This is a genomic window from Solibacillus isronensis (genome assembly GCF_023715405.1).
GTDB classification, from domain to species: domain Bacteria; phylum Bacillota; class Bacilli; order Bacillales_A; family Planococcaceae; genus Solibacillus; species Solibacillus isronensis_B.
On the sequence record NZ_JAMBOC010000007.1, the window covers coordinates 1 to 23,749 of the forward strand.

General features: G+C 40.3%; 23 protein-coding genes and 1 rRNA gene. 13 read left to right on the forward strand and 11 right to left on the reverse strand.

Annotated features, from left to right (window positions below):
• Positions 1 to 8: 8 nt before the first annotated feature.
• Positions 9 to 124, forward strand: a 5S ribosomal RNA gene (gene rrf, locus M3166_RS17530).
• Between the two features lie 94 nt (positions 125 to 218).
• On the opposite strand, the gene M3166_RS17535 is transcribed toward rrf, so the two are convergent.
• Positions 219 to 890 (reverse strand): LytTR family DNA-binding domain-containing protein, encoded by a 672-nt coding sequence (locus M3166_RS17535; protein WP_251691334.1) that lies wholly within the window; start codon positions 888 to 890, stop codon positions 219 to 221.
• Positions 891 to 1,105: 215 nt separating this feature from the next.
• Here M3166_RS17535 and aceA point away from each other — a divergent pair, with 215 nt between their 5' ends.
• The 4 genes from aceA to M3166_RS17555 all read left to right on the forward strand — a co-directional run bounded on the left by aceA (position 1,106) and on the right by M3166_RS17555 (position 5,338).
• Positions 1,106 to 2,389, forward strand: coding sequence for an isocitrate lyase (gene aceA / locus M3166_RS17540; RefSeq protein WP_251691336.1), 1,284 nt, complete (start codon positions 1,106 to 1,108; stop codon positions 2,387 to 2,389).
• A 429-nt stretch (positions 2,390 to 2,818) separates the two neighbouring features.
• Positions 2,819 to 3,994, forward strand: a complete 1,176-nt coding sequence (locus M3166_RS17545; RefSeq protein ID WP_251691338.1) for a pyridoxal-phosphate-dependent aminotransferase family protein — start codon at positions 2,819 to 2,821, stop codon at positions 3,992 to 3,994.
• A gap of 164 nt (positions 3,995 to 4,158) precedes the next feature.
• Entirely contained in the window at positions 4,159 to 4,869 is a 711-nt protein-coding gene (locus M3166_RS17550) for a glycosyltransferase (protein WP_251691340.1), read from the forward strand.
• Positions 4,870 to 4,954: 85 nt separating this feature from the next.
• A complete protein-coding gene (locus M3166_RS17555; RefSeq protein ID WP_251691342.1) occupies positions 4,955 to 5,338 on the forward strand; it encodes a YkvA family protein in 384 nt (127 codons plus the stop codon).
• 50 nt (positions 5,339 to 5,388) lie between these two features.
• On the opposite strand, the gene M3166_RS17560 is transcribed toward M3166_RS17555, so the two are convergent.
• The 4 genes from M3166_RS17560 to M3166_RS17575 form a co-directional block, all read right to left on the reverse strand.
• On the reverse strand, positions 5,389 to 6,336 hold the full coding sequence (locus M3166_RS17560) for an N-acetylglucosamine kinase (protein ID WP_251691344.1): 948 nt from the start codon (positions 6,334 to 6,336) through the stop codon (positions 5,389 to 5,391).
• Positions 6,329 to 7,852: an argininosuccinate lyase gene (argH, locus tag M3166_RS17565; RefSeq protein WP_251691346.1), complete on the reverse strand. Its 1,524-nt coding sequence runs from the start codon at positions 7,850 to 7,852 to the stop codon at positions 6,329 to 6,331. Before argH ends, M3166_RS17560 begins: the two co-directional genes overlap by 8 nt.
• Positions 7,853 to 7,984: 132 nt before the next feature.
• On the reverse strand, positions 7,985 to 8,899 hold the full coding sequence (locus M3166_RS17570; protein WP_251691348.1) for an EamA family transporter: 915 nt from the start codon (positions 8,897 to 8,899) through the stop codon (positions 7,985 to 7,987).
• Positions 8,900 to 8,917: 18 nt separating this feature from the next.
• Positions 8,918 to 9,478, reverse strand: a complete 561-nt coding sequence (locus M3166_RS17575; protein ID WP_251691351.1) for a GNAT family N-acetyltransferase — start codon at positions 9,476 to 9,478, stop codon at positions 8,918 to 8,920.
• 149 nt (positions 9,479 to 9,627) lie between these two features.
• Between M3166_RS17575 and M3166_RS17580 the strand changes: the two genes are divergently transcribed.
• The 5 genes from M3166_RS17580 to M3166_RS17600 all read left to right on the forward strand — a co-directional run bounded on the left by M3166_RS17580 (position 9,628) and on the right by M3166_RS17600 (position 13,974).
• A complete protein-coding gene (locus M3166_RS17580; RefSeq protein WP_251691353.1) occupies positions 9,628 to 10,575 on the forward strand; it encodes a carbohydrate kinase family protein in 948 nt (315 codons plus the stop codon).
• A gap of 411 nt (positions 10,576 to 10,986) precedes the next feature.
• Positions 10,987 to 12,093: a helix-turn-helix domain-containing protein gene (locus M3166_RS17585; protein WP_251691354.1), complete on the forward strand. Its 1,107-nt coding sequence runs from the start codon at positions 10,987 to 10,989 to the stop codon at positions 12,091 to 12,093.
• A 12-nt stretch (positions 12,094 to 12,105) separates the two neighbouring features.
• A complete protein-coding gene (locus M3166_RS17590; protein ID WP_251691356.1) occupies positions 12,106 to 12,306 on the forward strand; it encodes a PLD nuclease N-terminal domain-containing protein in 201 nt (66 codons plus the stop codon).
• Positions 12,303 to 13,205: an ABC transporter ATP-binding protein gene (locus M3166_RS17595; RefSeq protein WP_251691358.1), complete on the forward strand. Its 903-nt coding sequence runs from the start codon at positions 12,303 to 12,305 to the stop codon at positions 13,203 to 13,205. Before M3166_RS17590 ends, M3166_RS17595 begins: the two co-directional genes overlap by 4 nt.
• Positions 13,192 to 13,974 carry an ABC transporter permease gene (locus M3166_RS17600; RefSeq protein ID WP_251691360.1) on the forward strand — a complete coding sequence of 261 codons (783 nt, stop codon included), beginning with the start codon at positions 13,192 to 13,194 and terminating at the stop codon, positions 13,972 to 13,974. Before M3166_RS17595 ends, M3166_RS17600 begins: the two co-directional genes overlap by 14 nt.
• Before the next feature lie 102 nt (positions 13,975 to 14,076).
• On the opposite strand, the gene M3166_RS17605 is transcribed toward M3166_RS17600, so the two are convergent.
• Complete coding sequence (locus M3166_RS17605) at positions 14,077 to 14,757, reverse strand: YetF domain-containing protein (RefSeq protein ID WP_251691362.1); 681 nt, start codon at positions 14,755 to 14,757, stop codon at positions 14,077 to 14,079.
• Positions 14,758 to 14,943: 186 nt separating this feature from the next.
• Here M3166_RS17605 and M3166_RS17610 point away from each other — a divergent pair, with 186 nt between their 5' ends.
• On the forward strand, positions 14,944 to 16,143 hold the full coding sequence (locus M3166_RS17610; protein WP_251691364.1) for an MFS transporter: 1,200 nt from the start codon (positions 14,944 to 14,946) through the stop codon (positions 16,141 to 16,143).
• 42 nt (positions 16,144 to 16,185) lie between these two features.
• Here the strand turns inward: M3166_RS17610 and M3166_RS17615 are convergent, their stop codons facing one another.
• The 5 genes from M3166_RS17615 to M3166_RS17635 form a co-directional block, all read right to left on the reverse strand.
• Positions 16,186 to 16,866 carry a LutC/YkgG family protein gene (locus tag M3166_RS17615; RefSeq protein ID WP_251691366.1) on the reverse strand — a complete coding sequence of 227 codons (681 nt, stop codon included), beginning with the start codon at positions 16,864 to 16,866 and terminating at the stop codon, positions 16,186 to 16,188.
• Positions 16,863 to 18,290: a LutB/LldF family L-lactate oxidation iron-sulfur protein gene (locus tag M3166_RS17620; protein WP_251691368.1), complete on the reverse strand. Its 1,428-nt coding sequence runs from the start codon at positions 18,288 to 18,290 to the stop codon at positions 16,863 to 16,865. The genes M3166_RS17615 and M3166_RS17620 overlap by 4 nt, the downstream gene beginning before the upstream one ends.
• A gap of 19 nt (positions 18,291 to 18,309) precedes the next feature.
• On the reverse strand, positions 18,310 to 19,026 hold the full coding sequence (locus M3166_RS17625) for a (Fe-S)-binding protein (RefSeq protein ID WP_251691370.1): 717 nt from the start codon (positions 19,024 to 19,026) through the stop codon (positions 18,310 to 18,312).
• A 109-nt stretch (positions 19,027 to 19,135) separates the two neighbouring features.
• Positions 19,136 to 19,840: a FadR/GntR family transcriptional regulator gene (locus M3166_RS17630; RefSeq protein WP_251691372.1), complete on the reverse strand. Its 705-nt coding sequence runs from the start codon at positions 19,838 to 19,840 to the stop codon at positions 19,136 to 19,138.
• Between the two features lie 68 nt (positions 19,841 to 19,908).
• A complete protein-coding gene (locus M3166_RS17635; RefSeq protein WP_251691374.1) occupies positions 19,909 to 20,595 on the reverse strand; it encodes a histidine kinase in 687 nt (228 codons plus the stop codon).
• Positions 20,596 to 20,927: 332 nt separating this feature from the next.
• Here M3166_RS17635 and M3166_RS17640 point away from each other — a divergent pair, with 332 nt between their 5' ends.
• On the forward strand, positions 20,928 to 23,339 hold the full coding sequence (locus M3166_RS17640) for a Na+/H+ antiporter subunit A (protein ID WP_251691376.1): 2,412 nt from the start codon (positions 20,928 to 20,930) through the stop codon (positions 23,337 to 23,339).
• Complete coding sequence (locus M3166_RS17645; protein ID WP_251691378.1) at positions 23,326 to 23,748, forward strand: Na(+)/H(+) antiporter subunit B; 423 nt, start codon at positions 23,326 to 23,328, stop codon at positions 23,746 to 23,748. The genes M3166_RS17640 and M3166_RS17645 overlap by 14 nt, the downstream gene beginning before the upstream one ends.
• Position 23,749: the final 1 nt, after the last annotated feature.

Here is a 23,749-nt window from a genome sequence, read left to right on the forward strand (position 1 = left end):
GAAAATAGTGAAGTGATGATGGCAAAGAGGTCACACCCGTTCCCATACCGAACACGGAAGTTAAGCTCTTTAGCGCCGATGGTAGTTGGGGGCTTCCCCCTGTGAGAGTAGGACGTCGCTTCGCACATGTAAAACCCACTGAGAAATCAGTGGGTTTTTTGTTTTCCTTTTATTGAATTTTTATTAGTAAAGCTTTTGTAAGGTTCCCCATTCTATTATTAAAACTCCAGGACGGCCCGTAAGTTATTGATATAGGACTGACTTACTGGTAACTCTACGCCATCCTTCAGTTGAACAATAAAATTAGAAGTCAGATCCCTCGAGATTTTCTTTATAAAGCAAATATTTATAATATAAGAACGATGAATGCGAAGAAAGTTATTTGGTAATCGAGTCTGCAGCTCTTTAAGTGTAATGGCTGTTTTGTATTGTTCTCCTTTGGAGTAAAACCATGTCCGTTTTTGCAGACTTTCAATATGAGAAATTTCATCAATCGAAATCGGTACCCAATCTTCCATTTGTTTCCCTGTTAAAAACTGATACATATCTGAACTCTTAACTTTAAATAATGGGGGCAGGACGACAACTAAGGCACCTTGTTCACCGTTCACTAAAATTGGATAACCAATCGCATAATAAGGTATTTCAAAAAGTGTATTCTCCATAACAGCATCAACTTTTTGATTTGTTTGAAGTACTTTGTAAGCGATGCTGTCTTTCGGTACAGCAGAACCTACTTTCAATGAAAAATGGTGATGACCTGTACTGAAATAAATAAAGCTATTGTTTACTGCTATTGCAATCGATGCATCTTGAGGAATCCAATCTTCTAAAATAGTTTTATACTGATTTAATATGCTCTTTTCGACTTCAATATTTTGTAATGACAATGCAAATCCACTCCTTCTGTATTATTGCCTAATTGACAATTCATCCTCCAAATATACCCATTCATCCTAAATTAAAGTTAATTTGTCAGAAAATAATGAAAAATTAAACATTCTGTTATACATTATATTACAGCAAGATGTTCTGTTATGGAACAGTCAATCACAAATTTTTCTAACAGAATATCCATACACAATGGGGAAGGTGGAAATTTATTATGTCAACTCGTCAAGAAAGAATCGAAGCTTTACAAAAGGAATGGGCGGAAAACCCGCGTTGGAAAGGAATTGAGCGTGGCTATACAGCAGAAGAGGTTGTAAAGTTACAAGGTTCATTCATCCAGGAGCAAACATTAGCAAAACGAGGATCTGCTCGTTTATGGAAGTCATTACATGATGCACCTTTCATTAATGCTTTAGGTGCTTTAACGGGGAATCAGGCAGTACAGCAAGTAAAGGCAGGTTTACAGGCAATCTACTTATCGGGGTGGCAAGTAGCGGCTGATGCAAACCTTTCTGGTCAAATGTATCCTGACCAGTCTTTATATCCGGCAAACTCTGTACCAGCAGTAGTAAAACGTATTAACCAGGCGCTTCAGCGTGCTGACCAAATCGACCATGCAGAAGGCCGTGATGATGGCTTCGACTGGTTTGCGCCGATTGTAGCTGATGCGGAGGCAGGCTTCGGTGGTCCATTAAACGTATTCGAATTAGTTAAAGGGATGATTGAAGCAGGTGCTGCTGGTGTGCATTTAGAAGACCAGTTGGCTTCTGAGAAAAAATGCGGTCACTTAGGCGGGAAAGTATTATTACCAACGCAAAACGCTGTACGTAACTTAATTGCTGCACGTTTAGCTGCTGATGTTGCTGGCGTTGATACAATTTTAATCGCACGTACAGATGCAGATGCTGCTGATATGGTAACGTCAGATATTGACCCACGTGATGCAGAGTTCTTAACGGGTGAACGTACTCCAGAAGGATTCTACCGTACTAAACCAGGTATTAAGCAAGCGATTGCACGCGGTTTAGCTTATGCACCATATGCAGACTTAATCTGGTGTGAGACTTCTCACCCGTCATTGGAAGAAGCTCGTGAGTTTGCTGCTGCAATCCATGCTGAGTTCCCAGGAAAAATGTTAGCGTATAACTGCTCGCCTTCATTCAACTGGAAAGCTAAGTTATCAGATGAAGAGATTGCAGAGTACCAACGTGAGTTAGGTAAACTTGGATACAAGTTCCAATTCATTACACTTGCAGGTTTCCACAGCTTAAACTACTCAATGTTCGAGCTTGCGCATGACTACAAAGACAATGGTATGGCTGCTTACTCTAAACTACAACAAGCAGAGTTTGCTGCTGAAAGTAAAGGTTACACTGCTACTCGTCACCAGCGTGAAGTAGGTACTGGTTACTTTGATGAAGTATCACAAACAATTTCAGGTGGTACATCTTCGACAACTGCTATGTCCGGCTCTACTGAAACAGAGCAATTTGTATAAGGTTGAAGTTTACTAGGCAGTGTTATGAATAGATTCATAAACGGGGAACTGCTTACTTCGGATTAACGTATTCCTTTTCTTCTATCTTACCGATTCAAGTGACATTGGGGAATGTGCACTTAGTAAATAGACGTTATGCCGAAGCGACTATTGAATGAAACATAGGATGCGGAAGAGGAATAATTTCTTGAACTTGAACAGCTTGACTACTATGAACAATGCTAAATCGAATTGGAACGCGGTTTAGTATGGGATGCCTCCCAACATATAAAGAAAACTAAGGGGTTTTTATAAAGATGAATGTCTTTTTAGCTTGGATGGGGCTAAAAAGGCATTTTCTATTTTGTAGAAATAAAGGAGTTCTAATAAAGTGTAGAGAATATTATATAGATAGAATATTTTTACTATTAAGAAAAGGGAGTAATATAAATGAAAAATAAAGAATTGTTATTAGTACCAGGACCGACACCGGTAATGGATGAGATTTATGACGCCTTGGCAAGTGAAACGAGAGGCCATACCGATCCTAGGTTTGTGGAGACATTTAAAAATGCGCTGGCTAATACGAAAAAGCTGTTTAATACAGATGGAGAAGTATATGTTGTAGCAGGTTCAGGAACATTGGCAATGGAAATGGCAATAGTAAATACTATTGCAAAAGGTGAACGTCTGCTTGTTATTAGTCACGGTTACTTCGGTGACCGTTTTACACCACTTACAAAGGCGTTTGGAATTGAAGTCGATGTACTGCAGTCAACATGGGGTGAGCGTGTAGACCCAACGCTTGTTGAGGAAGCAGTGAAGGCTAACAATTATAAGGCAGTAACAATTACACATGCCGATACATCTACTGGAGTCGTATCGGATTTAGAGACACTTGTACCGATTATTAAAGCATCTGGTGCACTTGTCATTGTCGATGGTGTTGTCGCAACAGCGGCATTGCAAGAGGACATGAGTAAAGCTTACGGTGAAGAAGACTATAAAATTGATATTGTGTTAACAGGATCACAAAAGGCAATTGGTATTCCACCAGGGCTGGCGATTGTAGCTTTCAGTCAGCAGGCATTGGCTGCCCGTGAACAAATCGGGACAGTGCCGGCCTATTATGCGGATATACATAATTGGCGCAATATTATGGATAACCCGGCAATGTACTTTGCGACGCCTCCGGTTAACTTAATTTACGCATATGATGTTGCACTGAATATTGTATTAGAAGAAGGTATGGAGAAACGTGAAGCGCGTCATATCGCATTTGGTAAAGCGATTCGTGCGGCACTGCGTTCTTACGGGATGACACCACTGGCTAATGAAGAAGTAGCTGCGCCGACATTAAGCTGTATTATATATCCTGAAGGTATTGAAGATGGCAAGTTCCGAGCAAGTCTAGCGAACCGCGGCATTATCGTAGCGGGTTCTTTAGCCCACTTAGCAGGAAAAGCATTCCGCATTGGACATATGGGGAATACAACAGCGGAAATGCTGGAGCAGGCTATTGTTGTGATTGGTGAAGCATTGCAAGAGCAACAGCTGCAAGTTGATATTGAAAAGGCAAAAAGCGTATTTAACCAAGAAATAGAAGCAGCAACGGTACAAAGCTAAAAATTATCTGGCAATGACCGGGGAAATATTTACGAAAAGGGGACGGTGCAATATTTGAGCGTCCCCTTTTATATATAGAAAATATATTCCCGCTGTATTAAATGCGGATGAATAATGTTCAAATAAATAATTTATCGTAAATACTCTATGAAGGAGCATGCAAAATGGAGCAAGTCATTGTTATGATTCCAGCGCTAAACCCTTTACCGGCCCTTCTGCAATTTGTCAGGAAACTGCGTGCATTGCAGATTGCCAATATTATTGTCATTAACGATGGCAGTGAGGAAAAATATAACGGTCTGTTTGAACAATTACAGCAAGAAGGTTGCGAAATATTAACACATGACAAAAACCTGGGGAAAGGTCGCGCACTTAAAACAGGGATGGAGTATATTTTAAAGTCTCGATTGCAGGCAAAGGGAATTATTACAGTAGGAGCACATGGTCAGCACTCGGTATTGGATGTGGAACAAGTGTTATCGAGTACGAAAATCTTTTCGGACGGGATTATACTAGGCATTCGTGATTTCAAAGACTCAGACTACCCGTTCATTAGTAAACTGCAAAATCTTGCCTACTCGATGATGTTTGAACTGCTTATCCGGAAACGTTTGCTCGACATCCAAACAGGATTACGTTACATTCCAAGAGGACATCTGCCATGGCTTTGTAAAGTGAAAGGGGAGTCTTACCACTATGACACGAACATGCTGATTGAGGCGATAAGACGAAAGGTTCCTGTCTACGAAGTGCCGATCGGTCATGCAAAGCTCCGGAAAAATTCAATTATTTACTATGACGAAGTGTTGAACCCGACAAAAATATTTCAGCAACTTTGGTTAAATTTCCTACATAAAAGGCAAAATACGAAATGAATCTTTTCTTATTGCGAAAACGTATAGGATTACAAGTCGCATATTTGAGGAACAATAAAGTAATAGCAAGGAAAGGAGCATACGTATGAGCGAACAATATAACTTTGAAAAAATGATTGAAGGCCAAGACCAACATTACTCAGATAAAAAGTTTCTGCATAAAATAAAAAAATTCGGTGGTGGGTTAGGCTATAAAGCGATGCAGGCAGCTGCCACACTTTACGTCGCCCTCCGTAGTCCGGACATGCCTAAATCGAGTAAACTCATTGTTTTAGGAGCGCTAGGGTACTTCATTTTACCATTAGATTTAGTTGTCGATTTTCTTCCATTAGTCGGGTTAACAGATGATGCGTTTATCATTTTAACGGCGCTGGGGAAAGTTTATTTATCGATTACAGATGAGATGAAGGATGAGGCAAAAGGTTTAATCGAGTCTAAGCTGGGAAGTCAGGAAGACGTAGTACAATAAAAAATAGACCCCCCTTTAGGCAATTGATGCTAAAGGGGATTTTTATATGTTCACTTTACAGAATGGGCCCCGTTTAATTCACGTAAGCCACGATTAAAAATAGCTTCAATCGGCTTTTCTTCACATAACTTTAACGTTATATTCGGGTGTGTTGTTTGAAGCTGTGTAGTTATTATTTCAACCAGACCGGGATTGTTTTTTAAAATCCCTCCATTTAAAAACAGTGTATGGTCATTATTTGCATAACCCGCATTTTTTAATGTCGTTGCTGCCAATAAAACGAGTTCATCCGCTGCCTTTTGCATGATTTTCTGTGCAACGGCATCGCCCATTTTAACCGCCTGTTGCAAATAGGACCCGAAGCTGGCTAATCGGGCATTAGTATAATCAGCTGAATAAATGAGATTAAATAATTCATCTGTGCTGTTAACATGATGACCTGCTAAAACAAGCTCTGTTAATACGGTCGGCTTGTTGCGTCCATCAGCAGCGCGGAATATCGCCTTCGCAATATGTTTTCCGATCCAGTAACCGCTTCCTTCATCACCAATCCGGTGTCCCCAGCCGCCACCACGGCTAATCTTGTCATTCATCAGACTATAGCAAATAGCCCCTGTACCTGAAATAAGCAGGCTAATATCGTTCTTCCCGAGTCCTTTTAACGTTGCTTCAACATCATTTTCTATTAGAATTTGACCGAATGTGAAAGGGGAGCGGGCGATACTTCCTACAATAATTTCCTCGATAATCTTTCTGTCCTGATCGGTATCAATGCCGGAAAGCGCAAAGATCGCTACATCAATAAACAGACTCGGTAAATGGGCTGCTGCACTCCTGAGCAGGCCGGTAAACACATGTTGGACATGTTCAATTCCTACTGCCTGGTAATTCGATCCTGTAGAAGTTGCGGTAAATAGTTCACGCCCATCTGTAGAACGAATGCTCATTACTGTTTTTGATGCACCACCATCAACGGCTAATACATAACGATTACTCATGTTCCGTCCACCCCTTTAAAATTTGTTCCAATCGATTTTCGGCTTTTAAAATTGTCTCTGTTTTTTCTCTCAGCCAACTTTCAAGATGGACTGTATCATCTTGTGCCTGTTTTAACGATTTTCGCATTGTTGCAGGCGCAGGCCCTCCCTTTAATGTACGTATATTAACGAAGTACTCCGGCTGGATCGCCTGGTAAAAGGCAATCTCATTAATTTGAAGAGACTTTCCTGTAACTTCTATGCATTTCTCGTTGGCCAAGTTCCATGTCAGGCTTGCGAGCGATTCTTTATTATTTTCCATCAGTTCTCGTACACAAAGGCTGACAATTTTGTGTGACTGGCGGAATGAAATATCCTCGGAGCGTACGAGAGAATCGGCAAGCTCTGTTACGTTGGCAAAGCTGTTTTGCGCACGTTTCAGTAAGTTTTCCTTATTTACATCCATCGTGAGGACCATACCTGCAAAGAGCTTATAAATCCCGACTAACCGGTCGATTGCCCGCCATAAATAAGGTTGCATATCATCTTCCGTATCGACAATATCTCCAAATGGTGTATTGTGGACCATCTGTAGTACTGTTGCCGCATCACCGACAACCGATGAAAGCAGCGAACGTGTATGCTCGATTGAAACAGGGTTGCGTTTTTGAGGCATGATGGAGCTGATCTGCACATAAGGACTGGCAAGCTTAAAAGCATTGAATTCCTGCGTTGCCCATAGTAAAAAGTCCTGCGATGTGCGCCCTAAATTTAGTGCGGCTAGCTGAACGATACTAGCTGCTTCCGCGATATAGTCGGCACCAGCAACGGCATCCCAAGCATTTTCGATTAAGTCATCAAATGCAAGTAATTCCTGCATTCGTTCACGGCTAATCGGGAAGCCTGTAGTTGTCAAAGCCGCCGCGCCCATACTACTGCGGTTAATGGTATTGTATGCTGCCTGCATTCGTTTATAGTCCCTAGTGAGCTGGTCAATGACAGCCTTTAAATAATGGGCAAACGTTGTCGGCTGTGCCTGCTGTGTATGTGTATAGCCAATCATGATCGTCTCTACATGCTCTTCGGCAAAGGCGATTAGCGATTGACGTAAATTCAAAAGTTCCTGCATGAGCGTGAGCATCTTTTTACGTAATGTCATGCGGTAAATGGCGATTCCCATATCGTTTCTACTGCGTCCAATATGTAAATTTCCGGAAATGTCGCCTCCGAGTTCGATTAGCTTGTTTTCAATGCGGAAAAACAAATCTTCAAATTGCGGGTTATAATCCCGGGTTTTATAATATTCCAGATCAATTTTTTGAATAGCTTGACCGATGCGACGTGCATTTTCTGGGGTAACCAATTCCTGTTCTTCAAGCATCTTTAAATGGGCAATATGAATCTGAAGCATCGCATCCAAAAAATGCTTGCGTGCCTCATCATAAGCGGGCTGTAAAACCATTTGACGATAACTATTGGAAGGAAATAAAATTCCTTCTTTTTCATTTATTAGATTGCGGTAATTCTGAAAGAACATGTTGAATGGGCCTCCAATCAAATGATAGAAACTACTACCTGATAATCTCATTCTACAATTATTAGAAAATTTTATCAATTCAAATAAATAAAGTAAACGAACGGTAAATATAAAAAAACAGCCGCCCTAAAATCAGGACAGCTGCTGTTTTTTATCGATAACACGTACTTTTTTTGAAGCAAAATAGGATGGCAATACCATACCAAACAGTACAAGTACGATACCGAAAACTTGGAGAAGCGTTAAATTTTCATTTAATACAATAACAGATACTGTAATTGCTACAGGCAGCTCCATTGCACTCAGAATTGGTACAAGTGCACCACCGACTTTTGGCGCGGCAATCGAAAATAGTAAAATCGGCAAAATAATACCGAAGAGCCCAAGTGCCAGACCAAACTTCCAAAGACCGCCTGTCAATTGGCCGTTCCATACAATTTCAGGCGATAAAAAGATACAAACGATGATCAATGATACAACAGATAAAATAAATGTACGTCCGATCGTCGTTACTCCTTCAACAGGCTGAGCGTTAAATTGCATAAAGGCAGCAAAAGTAAAGGCAGCGAGTAACCCTAGTGCCCAACCTTGCCAAGCAATTTGCGATAAATCTACATCAATTACACCGGCTGCAAAAACCGTACCTATAAATAAAAACACTAACGAAATTAATTCAATACGTGTTGGCAGGCGTCTTTTCAGGAAACAGTCCATGAACAATCCAATCCATGTAAATTGGAACAGCATAACAACTGCCAATGATGCAGGTAAATAATTTAGGGAGTGTCCGTAAACAATACCCGTAATCGCTGTACATATTCCGGCTAAAAGTAAAGTGATGGCACCTTTCTTTGAAAGCTTCGGTAATGTGCGTTGTGTTACAACAAAGAGCACGAGTGCGAGTAAAAATCCAACGAAATATTGGCTCGTCACGGCTTCTGACGATGTATAGCCGTGCTGCATCGCAACTTTTACAATTGTTGATAATACTCCGTAACTACTAGCCGCTATTACGATTAATAGCGGGTAAATCCAGTTTTGTTTCATTTAGTGTTTCTTCCTATTCTATAGCGACTTCACCATATGATGAAATGGCTCATTAATTATTGTCCAGCTTTCAATTGTACGATAGCCTATTTTTTCGTACAAGCGCCGTGCATCATGTTTCTCTAGTTCCACATTTAGAGAAATTTTTTCGAAGCCAAGCTCCTTGCCTTTTTGTTCGGCAAATTGCAAAAGGAGCGTGCCGATACCAAGTCCGCGCGCTTTCTTCGAGACACAAATGGTATCGATGTAATATTCATCCATATGTGCTTCGACGTCCAATGTAGTCTGTATTCCTTTTTTAGCCAGTTGCTGTTCAAGCTGGCGATCGAGCTTGTACCCTAGACGTCCATCATAAAGTACGACAATCCCAACTATTTCATCTTGTTGTTCCGCTACAAATGTATTCAAATAGCTGTGTCGATTTGTCGTTTCTGTGACATACTGTTCTAAAGTAGCTAAAATCTGCGAAACTTCCTCTTCACCAGTCAAATTGTTTGCAATGTCTCCAATTGCGTCATAAATTAAAGGTGCGACAGCTTTCGCGTCATTTCGATTTGCTTGTCTAATGGTAATGGTCATTACAATCAACTCCTTACCGAACAAAGTATAACAGAAAATAAATTCATTCGCGAAGAAAGCATTAGTTTCAGAATAGTATAAAGTTTTATAAATATATCTTTTCTATGGTAAATTAGTAAGAACATACAACGTCGGAGGTTAGACAATTAATGAGCCAAATAGACAAAGAATTCATCTTAGTTTATGGAGATGCATTCGTTGATTATATTGCAAATGATCAGACCAATACTTCATTCACGAAGTATTTAGGTGGCGCAACAATCAATGTTGCAGCAGGGATTAGTCGTATTGGGGCACCGTCAGCACTTATTACAATTACAGGCGATGACGAAACGTCGGAATTTTGCCGTCAAGAGATTACAAAAGAAGGTGTAAATCTTGATTTCGCTGTATTTGATGCGAAGAAGCGTGTAAGTGGTGTATATGTTCATTTAACTGAAAAATGTGAACGAGTATTTAAAGATTATGTCGATGAGACGCCGAATTTACAAGTAACACCAGAGCAGTTACAGGAAGAAGCATTCAAACGTGCTTCGATTTTAAATGTTTGTTCAGGAACGATGTTTGAAGAAACAGCATTAAAAACAACACGTGCCGCAGTGGATATGGCCAAGGATAAAGGAGCAATTATCGCAATCGATGCGAATATCCGTCCGCTTCGTTGGGAATCCGAAGAAATCTGCCGTGAGACGATTACTTCATTCTTTGAAGATGCAGATATTTTAAAGCTTACTGATGAGGAATTATACTTCCTTACAGAAACAACAACAATTGAAGAAGGTCTTCAAAAGTTGGATGAGCTGTTAGTACCGATCGTGCTGATTACAGTTGGAGCTGATGGAGCATATGCTGTATTAAACGGTGAAGTAACACATGTTCCGGTTGAACGAGTTGTTCCGGTAGATACAACAGGTGCAGGCGATGCGTTTATGGCAGGCGTACTCCGTTATGTTCATTTCAATGGTTTACCTACAGTAACAGAAGATTTAATCAGCTGTGTCGCATTCGGCAACAAGCTGGGCGCAATGGCCGCAACTAAAGCAGGTGCGTTAACGGCACTGCCAAGCTTCGAGGAAATTAAGCATTTAATTAAATAAACTTTATATAGAGCAAGCTGTCTCCGAAGTGTTTTTACATTTGGAGGCAGTTTTTTTGTTGTACGCAGGTTTGGGTTGAGGTTATTGGAACAACGGGCGGTATTATTAGAAAACGAGGTGGAATTGCGAGTGGCAAGGTCTTCATTTAAACATGAATAGAGGAGAAGGAAGGGCGTTTTAATTTTTATTAGAACAATGAACGGTTATATTAGAAATTAGAAAAACGCGATTTTATTAGAAAAAATAAAAATATATTAGAACTTCCCCCCATTTTATTAGAATATCCTGCCTCCACAATACTAGCCACCACTGCCAAACGAAACCATTAGTTGACAAAATCTATATTTCGAAAGAATTAGTCGCTATTAATCAGCCAAAGTTCTTTTATAATAAGAATAAGAGGTGAGGGGGATGACCAACTTTCAATTTGCGGCCATTTTTTCAGAGCACCGCAAGCAATTGCAAGTGACACAAGAGGAAATTGCAAGGCATGTCGGAGTATCAAGGGCAGCTGTTTCAAAGTGGGAAAAGGGGCAAAGCTATCCGGATATCGCATTGTTGCCGAAACTTGCCACATTTTTCAACATTTCAATTGATGCACTGCTCGGTTATGAGCCGCAATTGACGGATGAACGAATTTTAAAAATGTATGCGGAATTAGCACAGCGCTTTTCAAAGGAACCATTTGCTGAAGTGGATACAGCAATTGATCAACTTATTGAAGAATATTATAGTTGCTTCCCGTTTTTACTGAAGATGGCACAGCTTTACGTCAATTACTTTAATCTTGCACAGAATAAAGAAGCCGCTGCGGACAAAATACAGGAACTCTGTAAACGTGTAAAGGAGTTCAGCGGAAATTACCGGATGAAAAACGAGGCGAATTTACTGGAGGCATATACGTATATTTTAAAAGGGGAACCTCAGCATGTGCTCAAATTATTAGGGGAGGATGCTGTAGTTCAGCTTGGGACTGAGCAGCTGATCGCTACAGCACAAACTATGCTGGGCAATATAGAAAAGGCGAAGGAAATTCATCAGGTCAACATGTACCAGCATCTGCTGTATATGATTACGAATGCGAATGAAGCACTTGGATTGGAAATAGGAAATGTATCTTATTTCGAACAGTCGGTCAGCCGGATTGAAACGATAATAGACACTTTTCATTTAGATAAACTGAATATACACAACACACTGCTGTTTTATATAAAGGCAGCGAGCGGATATGCAACACAAAATAATATAGAAGAAGCAATTCGCTGTATTGAGCGCTATGTAAAAATTTGTACACAAATCAAATTTCCATTTCAAATTACAGGGGATGATTATTTCTACTTGCTGGATGGCTGGATCGCAAAGGAAGTTATGCTGAGCACGCAAACACCGCGTGATGAAGAAACAATCAAAAAATCTATTTATGAAAGTATTGCCGATAATCCGATGTTGGCCAGTGTGCAAAACGATACGCGCTATAAAAGTTTACTCGTCAATTTAAAACATCATTTAAAAATTTAAGGGGGATTTAAAATGGATCTATTATCGAATATTCCTTGGGGACTCATTGCGCCGTTATTAGTATTGCAGTTTGTGCTTGCGGCGGTTGCCATAGTGGATATTGTACGTAGTTATGAGACGCGCGGCCCGAAATGGGTATGGGTCCTCGTATCATTGTTTGTTAATACACTCGGACCGATCGCCTACTTTCTGTTCGGACGGAAAAGCCAATGATCTGTATTGAAGTGAAGGGTCTCACAAAGCAATTTGGTGCGAAAAAAGTAGTGGATGATTTATCGTTCACTTTGCCGATGCATACATCTACAGCGCTGATCGGTCCGAATGGCGCAGGGAAAACGACGGCACTTTCGATGCTTTCTAATATACTGGAGCCGACAAGCGGCAAGATCATCATGCCGGATGTAAAGGATATACGCAGTGCAATCGGCTTTTTACCTCAATATCCCCAGTACTATTCTTGGCTGACTGCAATTGAATATATGGAGATGGTAGCCAACTTAAGCGGTCTTGAGAAGCGTTCATTAAAAAGTGAATGCAAAAAGATGCTGGAATTTGTAGGTTTGCAGGATGCGATGAATAAAAAGACCGAGACGTTTTCAGGAGGAATGAAACAGCGCTTAGGTATTGCCCAGGCAATAGTTCATAAGCCAAAGCTCCTGTTGCTGGATGAACCGGTATCGGCACTAGATCCGGTTGGACGTCGGGAAGTGATGAACTTATTGAAAGAAGTACAGCAGCAAACGACGATTTTGTACTCAACGCATATTTTAAACGATGCTGAGGAAATGACCGATCAGCTGCTGTTTTTACGGGACGGCCAACTTGTCGAGCAAGGATCACTGACAGAGGTGAAGCAAAAGTTTGAGGAACCGCGTTATAAAATAATGTTCACAAATGCGGAAGAAGCACGGCAATTTGCGAGTCAGTCTACATTAGGAGCTGTAGCCAACGGAATAGCAGCATATGTGGAAATTGTAGATGAACGCCCATCGATGCAACAGCTGCTTCAGCAGTTGGCGGCATCACCATATGAAGTTGTAAAAGTTGAGAGGGAAACGGCAAGCCTGGAAGAAATCTTTATGAAGGTGGCGGGGAAGCATGCAGCAATTTAAAGCATTACTTTTAAAAGAATGGCGTGAAAGTGTTCGCAGCTTTAAAATTTTATGGATTCCGCTCGTTTTTGTATTGCTCGGTATTAGTGATCCGCTCATGAATTACTTTATGGAAGATATTTTGCAGGCGGTCGGCAATATGCCCGATGGATTTATGATGACAATGCCTGAACTTCAGCCTGCTGATCTGCTTATGGCATCAACCGGGCAATTTCAATCGATTGGACTGCTTGTATTAATTACTGCCTTTATCGGTTCCGTGAGCCGTGAACGTCAGAATGGTACTGCGACACTTCTTTATGTACGTCCAATGTCTTTTACTGCTTTGTTTTTCAGTAAATGGATTGTTGCAAGCATGATTGCTATTCTCAGCGCATTGGCGGGATATGCGGGGAGTATGTATTATACCGTACTGCTTTACGGGAATGTTGATTTATCAAAATTTTTAGCAATGCTCGGTACGTATTGTGTTTGGCTGATGCTAGTTATGGCGCTTACTGTTGCGATGAGTGCAGCCTTCCAAACATCGGTCGCTGCTGCGATTACAATTATTCTCATCCCAGTCGGTCTGCTTATTGATACATTAATCGGCAGCTTTTGGAGTGTGACACCTTGGAAGCTTGCACAATACGGAACAGGCCTTCTGACAGATAGCGTATTAATGGAAAATTATTGGTATACTTTATTAGTTGTCCTCATCTTAATTTTTGTCATCGTACTGCTTGGCATTAAAATGAGCAAGAACAATATTCGTTATTTAAAAGTATAAATAGTAAGCAGAAATCGTTGTTTTACAATTGATTTCTGCTTTTTTGTATTAACTTTCAAGAAAATTGGTAATATAATGAAGATTAAATGTCTTTTCAAATGGTTATGAAGGTGGACTAGCATTTTTAATACTAATATAAAGTGATCCATTTTCTAAAATTTGCGCATAATAAACATTATCGATCTCGTGGATATTTTTCTTCGCTAATTTTTTTCTGAGCCAGTCTTCAGTAAGCTGAAGCTCCGTTAAGTTTTTCTGAATAATTTTCCCGTCCGAAATCAATTCCAGAGGAAAGTATTGCGGGGCAGGGGCAGACACTGATACGTCTTCTTTTGTTGCAGTCCGGGCAAGCGGCTTTTTCAGGACACTTAATTCTCCATTTGTTTCAAAAACGGCATATAGTACTTCATCAAATGAGAAAATGCTCTGTTCACGCAACAGCATAGCGAGCTCGTCCGGATGAAGCCGTGCTTTTCTCAATTCATTATTTAATATGACACCGTTATTAATGACAATCGACGGTTTATCGTCAAAAAGGATACGTGCTTTTGAAGATCTGAATGAAATATAACTAACGGTAATTGTTAATGCAGCCCACACGATTAAAGAAACCATGCCGTCTAAAAAAGGGGTTTCCACTTGAGTCGAGACTTCGGCAGCAATCGAACCAAAAGTGATCCCCGTGACATAATGGAAGAAAGTGAGCTGACTCACTTGCTTTTTACCGATGATGCGGGCGAGTATTAATATCGCGAAAAAGGAAAAGCTTGCACGTAAAATCATTTCGCCAAGGTTCAGTTCTATGATAATCCCTCCTTATAAAGGGTAGTATGAATAAAATGCGATTATCTATGCACCCTTAGTGCATTCAATACGAGAGGCAAAATTGAAGGGTATTTTTATAAAATTAGCGAGTTGCTGAATTAAAAATTATGAGTAATGTATTGATAGCAGAAAGAATGTGAAAAAATGTCGACTACAACAGTAAAACAATCAAACCCTGTCTACCCAATTATGGTCTCGATAGGGGTATGTCACTTAATTAATGATACGATGCAGGCAGTTATACCGGCAATGTTCCCATTATTGGAGAGGGACTTAGGATTAACGTTTACGCAGCTTGGTATGATTTCGTTTGTCCTGAATATGGTTGCCAGCCTTCTACAGCCGGCCGTCGGATTTATGACAGATAAGAAGCCATTTCCGTATGCATTGCCGCTTGGGATGGTGAGCTCGTTTATCGGGCTGACAATGCTCATATTATCGGGCGAATACTGGATGATTTTAGTGTCGGTTCTATTCTTGGGACTTGGTTCAGCTATTTTCCACCCAGAAGGCTCACGCGTGTCGTTTATGGCGGCAGGTAATAAGCGAGGCTTGGCTCAGTCCATATATCAGGTAGGGGGCAATAGCGGACAGGCATTAGCCCCATTACTAAGCGCATTTATCATTTTGCCTTTCGGAATGTACGGCGTTTCCGTTATTCTTATTTTTACAGCAATCGGAATCTTTTTATTAACGAAAATATCGATGTGGTATAAACGTCAGCTCGAAGCGGAAAAGAGATCAAAAATCAAAAAAATGCTGATTTCATCCTTGCCTCCTTTAACGAAAAAGCAGGTTGGAATGGCTTTAATCGTACTGCTGTTCATTATATTTGCTCGTTCGTTTTACGTTACGAATATAACAAGTTTCTATGTCTTTTATTTATCGGAACAATATGGGATGAGTATTGAGCGCGGTCAGCTGTTTATCTTTATATTCATGGCAGTTGGGGTTGTAGGCACATTTTTTGGTGGTCCATTATCAGATCGCTTCGGTCGGAAAAATGTTATATTGCTTTCGGTGATCGCCCCGATTCCGTTTTGCTTGGCACTTCCGTTTGTTCCTTTGCCTGCTGTAATGGTTTTACTTATTATTATCGGACTCTTGATTATGGTTAGCTTTACAGTGACTGTTGTGTATGCACAGGAACTTGTCCCATCCAAAATCGGGACAATGGCCGGTTTAACAGTCGGTGTTGCATTTGGAATGGGAGCAATTGGCTCGGTTGTTATCGGAATCCTTATCGACAAAATGGGAATACACTTCACAATGAATGCTATATCGGTACTGACATTATTGTTGCTCGTAGCATTTTTCCTGCCGCGTGATCGAGTAGGGGAATAGGAAAATAAAAGAACTTCGGATTTTTATGTCCGAAGTTCTTTTTTAATAATCCTCCACCAAAATATACGTCATTCTCACCGGCCCGTGTACGCCGACGACTAAGTTCATTTCGATATCTGCGGAGTTGCTTGGCCCTGTAATGAAATTAACACAGGACGAGACATGTGACTGCTCTCGTAAAAACTGGGCAGCTTGTGTCATGCGGGGAACGATGCTGCTTTTCGGTATAATGGCAATAGAATTTTCAGGTAAAAATGAAAGCGTCCGGCCGACTTCCGGTGATGCTTGAAGCATAATTGTGCCGGATTCCGCTAATGTCACGTTGCTGATTACGACACCGACATTTGCCTGTTCAGCAAAATCGATATTTTCCTTACCGTTTGCAGATTGCCACTTTAAATGTTCATATTGTTCAAAAACCGATAACACATTCAATACTCTAAAACGCGGATCATTGCTGTAAATTACACGCCCACCACCGTATTCTGCAATTGTTTCATTTAATATTTCAGGCAACTGCTGCTGTGTGCATTTTTTTAATGTAGTGTGGATGTTCAAGCATTGTTCTCTCAACACTTCGATAAGTTCTTCCATCGAAGCATCCTTCAATACTTCGTGTTGAGGGAGGTGCTTCCAGTTTCGTTCCGGTTTTGTTAAAGAAGGGGCGGACCTGCCAAGACGAGCAGCGACAGTTTGTAAAAAGGGTTCTCGATTTTGAATCACTTAGATTTGCCTCCTTTATTATGCTGTTCGAACCAGTCACGGAAACGTTCTTTTTGTACGGAAGGAAAATCACGATACGCTGTCCAGTTTTTCAGAGGACCGGGACCATTTGTAATTTTCTCGTTTTTCTTGAACGGCTTCATAACGGTTGAAGCTACTTTAGTGCCCAACTGGTAGATTGATTGCGAAGAGGTGCCCATTCCAAATGCCTGCATTAACAAACTTTCACTGATCGGGGCACGGCCTTCCCGTTCCACAATCACTTCCCTATGCTTATGAAGCAATTGGTGCAATGGAATTTTCACTGGGCATACATCCGTGCATGCACCACATAAAGTAGAAGCGTAAGGAAGCTCTTTATAATCATCATAACCACCCAATAAGGGGGATAACACGGCACCAATGGGACCTGAGTAAATAGATCCGTACGTATGTCCGCCGACATGGCGGTAAACAGGGCATGTATTAATACATGCCGCACAGCGAATACATTGTAAAATCGATTGGAATTCGCCACCTAAAATCGAGGAACGTCCATTGTCTACAATGACTAAATGGAATTCTTCGGGGCCATCGACTTCGAGAGCTTCTTTGATGCCTGTCAGCACTGTAATATAGCTCGTCAACTTCTGGCCAACCGCGCTGCGTGTCAGCATGCCGACAAGTACTTCCATTTCCTCAAATGTTGGTACTAAACGTTCCATCCCCATGACGGAAATTTGCGTTTTAGGTAATGCAGTTACTAAATCCGCATTTCCTTCATTAGTTACTAAACAAACAGAACCCGTTTCGGCAACGGCAAAATTGCATCCTGTAATACCGATATCCGCCGTTAAGTAATGATCACGTAAAACTTTGCGGGCATGCAGTGCTAGTTCTTCAGGTTGGGAGGAAGCCGTATAGCCAATTTTTTGTTCAAATACTTCCCGAATCTGATCTTTATTTTTATGAAGTGCCGGCGTCACGATATGTGAAGGGGGGTCATGGTCATCAAGCTGCAAAATATATTCGCCTAAATCGGTTTCAATTACTTCACATCCCAGTTGTTCCAAGTGTGAGTTTAAATTGATTTCTTCGGTTACCATCGATTTAGCTTTCACTATCTTTTTTGCATTTTTCTGTTGGGCAATTGTTGAAATGTATTCGGTAGCTTCTTCTGCAGTTTGTGCAAAAAACACATGGCCGCCTCGCGTTTCAACGTTTGTACTCAATTCATGTAAATAGTAATCAAGATTTTCCAATACATGCTGCCGGATTTCTTCTCCATGATTGCGCCATTCTTCCCAATCTAAAGGATCAACAGCAGCGCTCCGTCTTGTTTGAAAACGATGTTGAGCGCCTGCTACCGCACCGCGCATAAAATCATTTTCCAAGTTGGTCGAAAGACGTTCATTAAATTTTTGCTGACTGATTTTCATCGCCATTTGAAACACGTCCTCTCTATTAGCGGCAATTCAATATCTCTGCGATATGCATTGTTTTAATTTCAATGTTTTTCCGGTCAATCCGTCCGCCGATGTTCATGAGACATCCGGCATCAGCTCCTATTAAATAATGGACAGCAATTTGCTCGGCAGAAGCAATTTTTTCATCTACCATCTGTTCTGAGATCTGTCCCATTTTAATAGAGAATGTTCCGCCAAAACCGCAGCAATTATCCTTTAGAGGCATTTCAAGCAGTTCAAGACCGTCTACATTCTGGAGCAATGTGAGAGGAGCCTGCTGCACTTTCAATAAGCGCGTCATATGACAGGAAGGGTGATAAGTAGCCGTTCCGTTCAGTTTTGCTCCAACATCCTCAATTTTAAGTACATCGACAATAAATTGTGTCAGTTCATAAGTCTTGTCTGCGATTCGTTGTGCCTTTTCCTGCCAAAGCGGTTCATCTTTAAAAATATGAACATATTCTTTCAGCATGTATGCACAAGAACCTGATGGACAGACGATGACTTCTGCATCTTCAAAAACTCGAATTGTGTTTTTCATCGTTTCTTTAGAAGCTTTTACATAGCCGCTATTATAGGCCGGCTGACCGCAACAAGTTTGGCCTTTTGGAAAACTTACTGTACAACCTAAGCGCTCCAATAACTCAACCGTGTTTTTCCCGATATTACTTTGAATCATATCGACTAAACATGTAGCGAATAATGATACATTCATCCAATCCCCCCTGTTCCATTAAATTTACAACTTTCTGATAATTAAGTCAACAGGTCATCTGATGACTTGGAAAATTAGTATTTAAAGAGAATAATATTGTATTAAAACATTATTGGTTGAAAAGTAATGATTCGACGGTTTCAAGATGTTTTGCCATCGCCTTTTTAGCCTGTATATCATCTGCATTCACTAAAGCATTGTAAATCGCGGTATGTTCTTCGTGTAAGTTGTATAAAGCAGCATGATCTGTAGTGGATAAAATGGAACGAGTATGCTGGATTTGGCGTGCAATCGGCTTTGAAACACTTTGCAGCATTGAAACTAGTAAAGGGTTGTCCGCTGCTTCAGCAATGATTGCATGAAATTGCATATCGGCATTACTGCTTGTCTCAGGATCGATTAGAGCATGGTTCATTTTACTGAGTGCTTCTTTTAATTGTTCAAGCTGACGATTTGTTCTGCGTTTTGCCGCATTTTCGATTAATCCTAATTCCAAAATTTTTCGTACTTCAAATATTTGCTGTAAATCCTGCTGTGAAAAGGATGCGTATGTAGGAATATTTAACGAAATATCCTGGGCCGTTACTTTGCGGATATAAGTTCCTTCTCCTTGGCGGATTTCGATAATACCACGTGCCTGAAGAGCAGTTAAAGCTTCACGAATTGCAGAGCGACCAACTTCAAAGTTTTTTGCAAGCTGTTCAACGGAATCCAATTTATCACCAGGTGATATTTCCCCGATCATAATTTTCTGTTCAATAATAGCGGCTATTTGTTCATATAGTTTTTTTGTTTTGGGTACTTCAAATTTCATTTTAAAAATCCTTCCTGCTTTATAAATTCTAAAAAAAGCTGTTCCAATAACTTGGAAACAGCTTTGTATTAAGGTTTTAATGAAGTAAAGCGATCTTTAGGAAGAATTTCAGGGTTGTTAACAGTACCTTCTGTTATATCGGCCTCTAAAAGTTTCCCGTTATAATTAAACTTGAATATACCATTATCAAAGTCTGTCCCGATTTCCTTAAAGAAAATCCCTTCCAGAGCAATAATTTTAGGGCATGTAAACACGACTTTATAATAATCATTTTCCTGGATTATATAAGCACGTACACCTTTTTCGTAAACATCGATCAGTTCATCCTCAGAAGGACGCTTTACCGATACTATATGAAAATCAACGAATGGTACTTCTTTTAAGAGAACATTCAAGAAAGAACCTTTTGTGATTTCCTCCCAGCGGCTTTGAGCACTCTGACCTACGATGATTTGCGTGATATTAAAATCCATTGCGATTTCTGTAATCACTTTATGGAATGGGCGTTTTTCATTATCCTTAATAATGAATTGTTCTACTTCCAATTCATCAGTCAGTTCTTTCCACTGTTCGATATAGCCGGATTTTTCTGCATCAAATGCATCAAGTGGCTTTGAATCAACAGTCAACACATATAATGGGCAGTCAAGTAATGTAGCAAGCTTGTGTCCTCGGCGAATTAAACGCTCACCATTTTGTCCGTAATATACACAAACCAAAATACTTTCGTCTAATCGGCCTTTAACATGTTTCATTTTAGTTCGCACCTCTTTTTCTTATCCTATAATAATGAATTGAATCCGAATATATATTGAGAAATTAAGCATAATTGAGATAAAACGAAGGCTATTACAGTGCAATGCACCCATTATTATTGTATACTTATTTCTATGATGCATATTTATATTCAGTAAATTTTTTGTTATATTTTTGCTTTTCCAATTTTTATTAAATTACCCTTGTTTGAAAATATATTCCCCATATGCCACATTATTATGAAGATAGTTATATAGATAGTCAAGTGTGATTGTTCGATTGCCGAACTTTACATATTTTATTGGCTCACTCGGTTAGGAGGTTATTGCTTTTGCTTATTGCTTTTTCGATTATGCTTCCGTTTCTTGCTGCAGCATTAATCCCATTAATATACAGGAGATTTAAGAATATACATTTAGGTTGGTTCGTATTAATTGTCCCTGTTGCTTTATTTTCGCTTTTAGCTACATATATCCCTCGAATTGCCAATGGTGAAGTGTTCATAAAGACATTTGAGTGGATCCCCTCTTTCGGTATTAATATTACTACTTATTTAGACGGCTTGAGTATGATTTTCAGCTTACTCATTACTGGGGTAGGCAGTTTAGTAATACTTTACTCAATTTTCTATTTATCAACGAAAGAATCATTACACCATTTCTATTGCTATTTACTATTATTTATGGGCGCGATGTTAGGCGTCGTCTTTTCAGATAACTTAATGGTGCTTTATGTATTTTGGGAATTAACGAGCGTATCGTCATTCCTGTTAATTGCATTTTGGCATCATCGTAAAGCATCTCGTGCAGGTGCGCGTAAAGCAATGACCATTACCGTTTCTGGTGGTGTTGCGATGCTCGCTGGTTTTTTAATGTTATATGTTGCATCCGGAACGTTTAGTATTCGCGAAATTATTGCGAATTTGGATGTCGTGCAATCGAGCGTGTATTTTGTTCCGGCAATGTGTCTTGTACTTTTAGGTGCGTTTACAAAGTCAGCACAGTTCCCGTTCCATATTTGGCTGCCGGATGCGATGGAAGCACCGACACCTGTTTCCGCCTATTTACACTCTGCAACGATGGTAAAAGCGGGTATTTACTTAGTAGCTCGTACAACACCGATTTTCGGCGGGCATGAAGTATGGTTCTGGGCAGTGAGCGGGGTAGGTCTTCTAACATTATTCTGGGGTTCCTTCAATGCGGTTCGCCAGTATGATTTAAAGGCACTGCTGGCATATTCCACAATTAGTCAGCTTGGACTGATAATGTCTTTATTTGGTCTTGGTTCTGCAGCACTGCATTTTGGTTATTCAACACAATCGGTTATTTATACGCAGGCTACATTTGCTGCACTATTCCATTTAATCAACCACTCGACATTTAAAGGTGCGCTCTTTATGATGGTCGGAATTGTCGATCATGAAGTAGGAACACGCGATATTCGACGGTTAGGCGGATTGATGTCGTTAATGCCGTTTACATTTACGATTGCTGTAATCGGCAGTGCCTCAATGGCAGGTTTACCACCATTCAATGGCTTTTTAAGTAAGGAAATGTTCTTTGCAGCAACATTAAAAATTACACAGCTTGATATTTTCTCACTTGATAGCATCGGCCTTTTATTCCCGATTATCGCCTGGGTGGCCAGTGTATTTACGTTTATTTACTGTGTCATTATCGTCATGCGTACATTCTTCGGGAAAATACAGCCGGATCGTCTGGAAAAGCCGCCACATGAAGCGCCGTTTGGTATGTTAATTTCACCATTTATTTTAGTTGCCTTCGTGATTGGAATTTTTATATTCCCGAATGTTTTGGGACATTATATTTTAAGTCCGGCGATGGCAAGCATTTACCCAATGTTCCCATCTGTAGAGGAAATGACGCCTCATATCGCAGCATGGCACGGTTATATAAATACGGAACTTATTATGACGTTTGGTGTCATTGTTGTAGGGGTTTTCTTATACCGTACATTAAAAAAATGGCGTCCTGTCTATCTGTGGATACCGCAAAGCTTTACGCTAAATGCGATTTATGAACGTGTGATTAATTCAAGTGAGAGTGTATCAGGACGTGTAACAAACCGTTATATGAACGGTAATTTAACGTATTATTTCGTTTATATCTATGTATTTTTTGTAACGCTACTGGCAGGGTATATGATTTATGCGGACGTATTCAGCTGGAATCCTTCGAAAGACTCGTTGATTGAGCCATATGAATTAGTTCTTGTATTCGTTATGATTGCGGCTGCAATTGCGATTATTTTTGCAAAGCAGCGTATTACAGTCGTGCTGTTGAATGGAGTACTCGGGTATTCTGTTGCCTTTTTCTTCGTAGTATTTAGAGCTCCTGATTTGGCGCTGACGCAGCTTGTCGTTGAATCGGTTACAACAGCACTGTTCTTACTATCATTTAAATATCTACCGAAGCTTAAAAATGAGTATATTTCGAAAAGCTGGCGTTTTGCGAAGGTGACAATTTCGGTTGCGGTCGGTGCAACTGTGACACTGATCGGATTAGCTGTAATGAATTACGATCGTTTTGAACCAATCTCGAAATACTTTGAGGACTCGTATGATCTGGCTGGCGGGAAAAATATCGTCAACACGATATTAGGCGATTTCCGTGCATTTGATACGATGCTTGAAGTAGTTGTACTTTTCATTGCAGGTCTAGGCGTCTACACACTTATTAAGCTTAAGGCGAAAAAGGGGGATGGAGACGTTGAAAGTAAATGATGTTATTTTAAAATCAGTTGTACGAGGCGTTGTTTTCATCGTCTTTACGCTTGGTATGTATTTATTTTTTGCAGGACATAATGCTCCAGGCGGAGGATTCATCGGCGGGTTAGTTCTTGGCTCGGGGATTGTCCTGTTATATTTGACATACGATATTGAAACTGTGCATAAGGGGATGCCGTTCGACTTTAAAAAAGTTGCTGCAATCGGTGTATTGCTGGCGACCGGTTCGGCCATTGCCTCGATTTTCTTTGACGTACCATTTTTAACACAGACAGATGGCTATTATAATCTCCCGTTAATAGGAGAAAAGCATTTGTCCACTGTTACGATTTTTGAAGCAGGTGTCGCATTGACGGTTATCGGTACACTCGTAACGATTATTTTAAATATAAGTGAGGATGAATAGT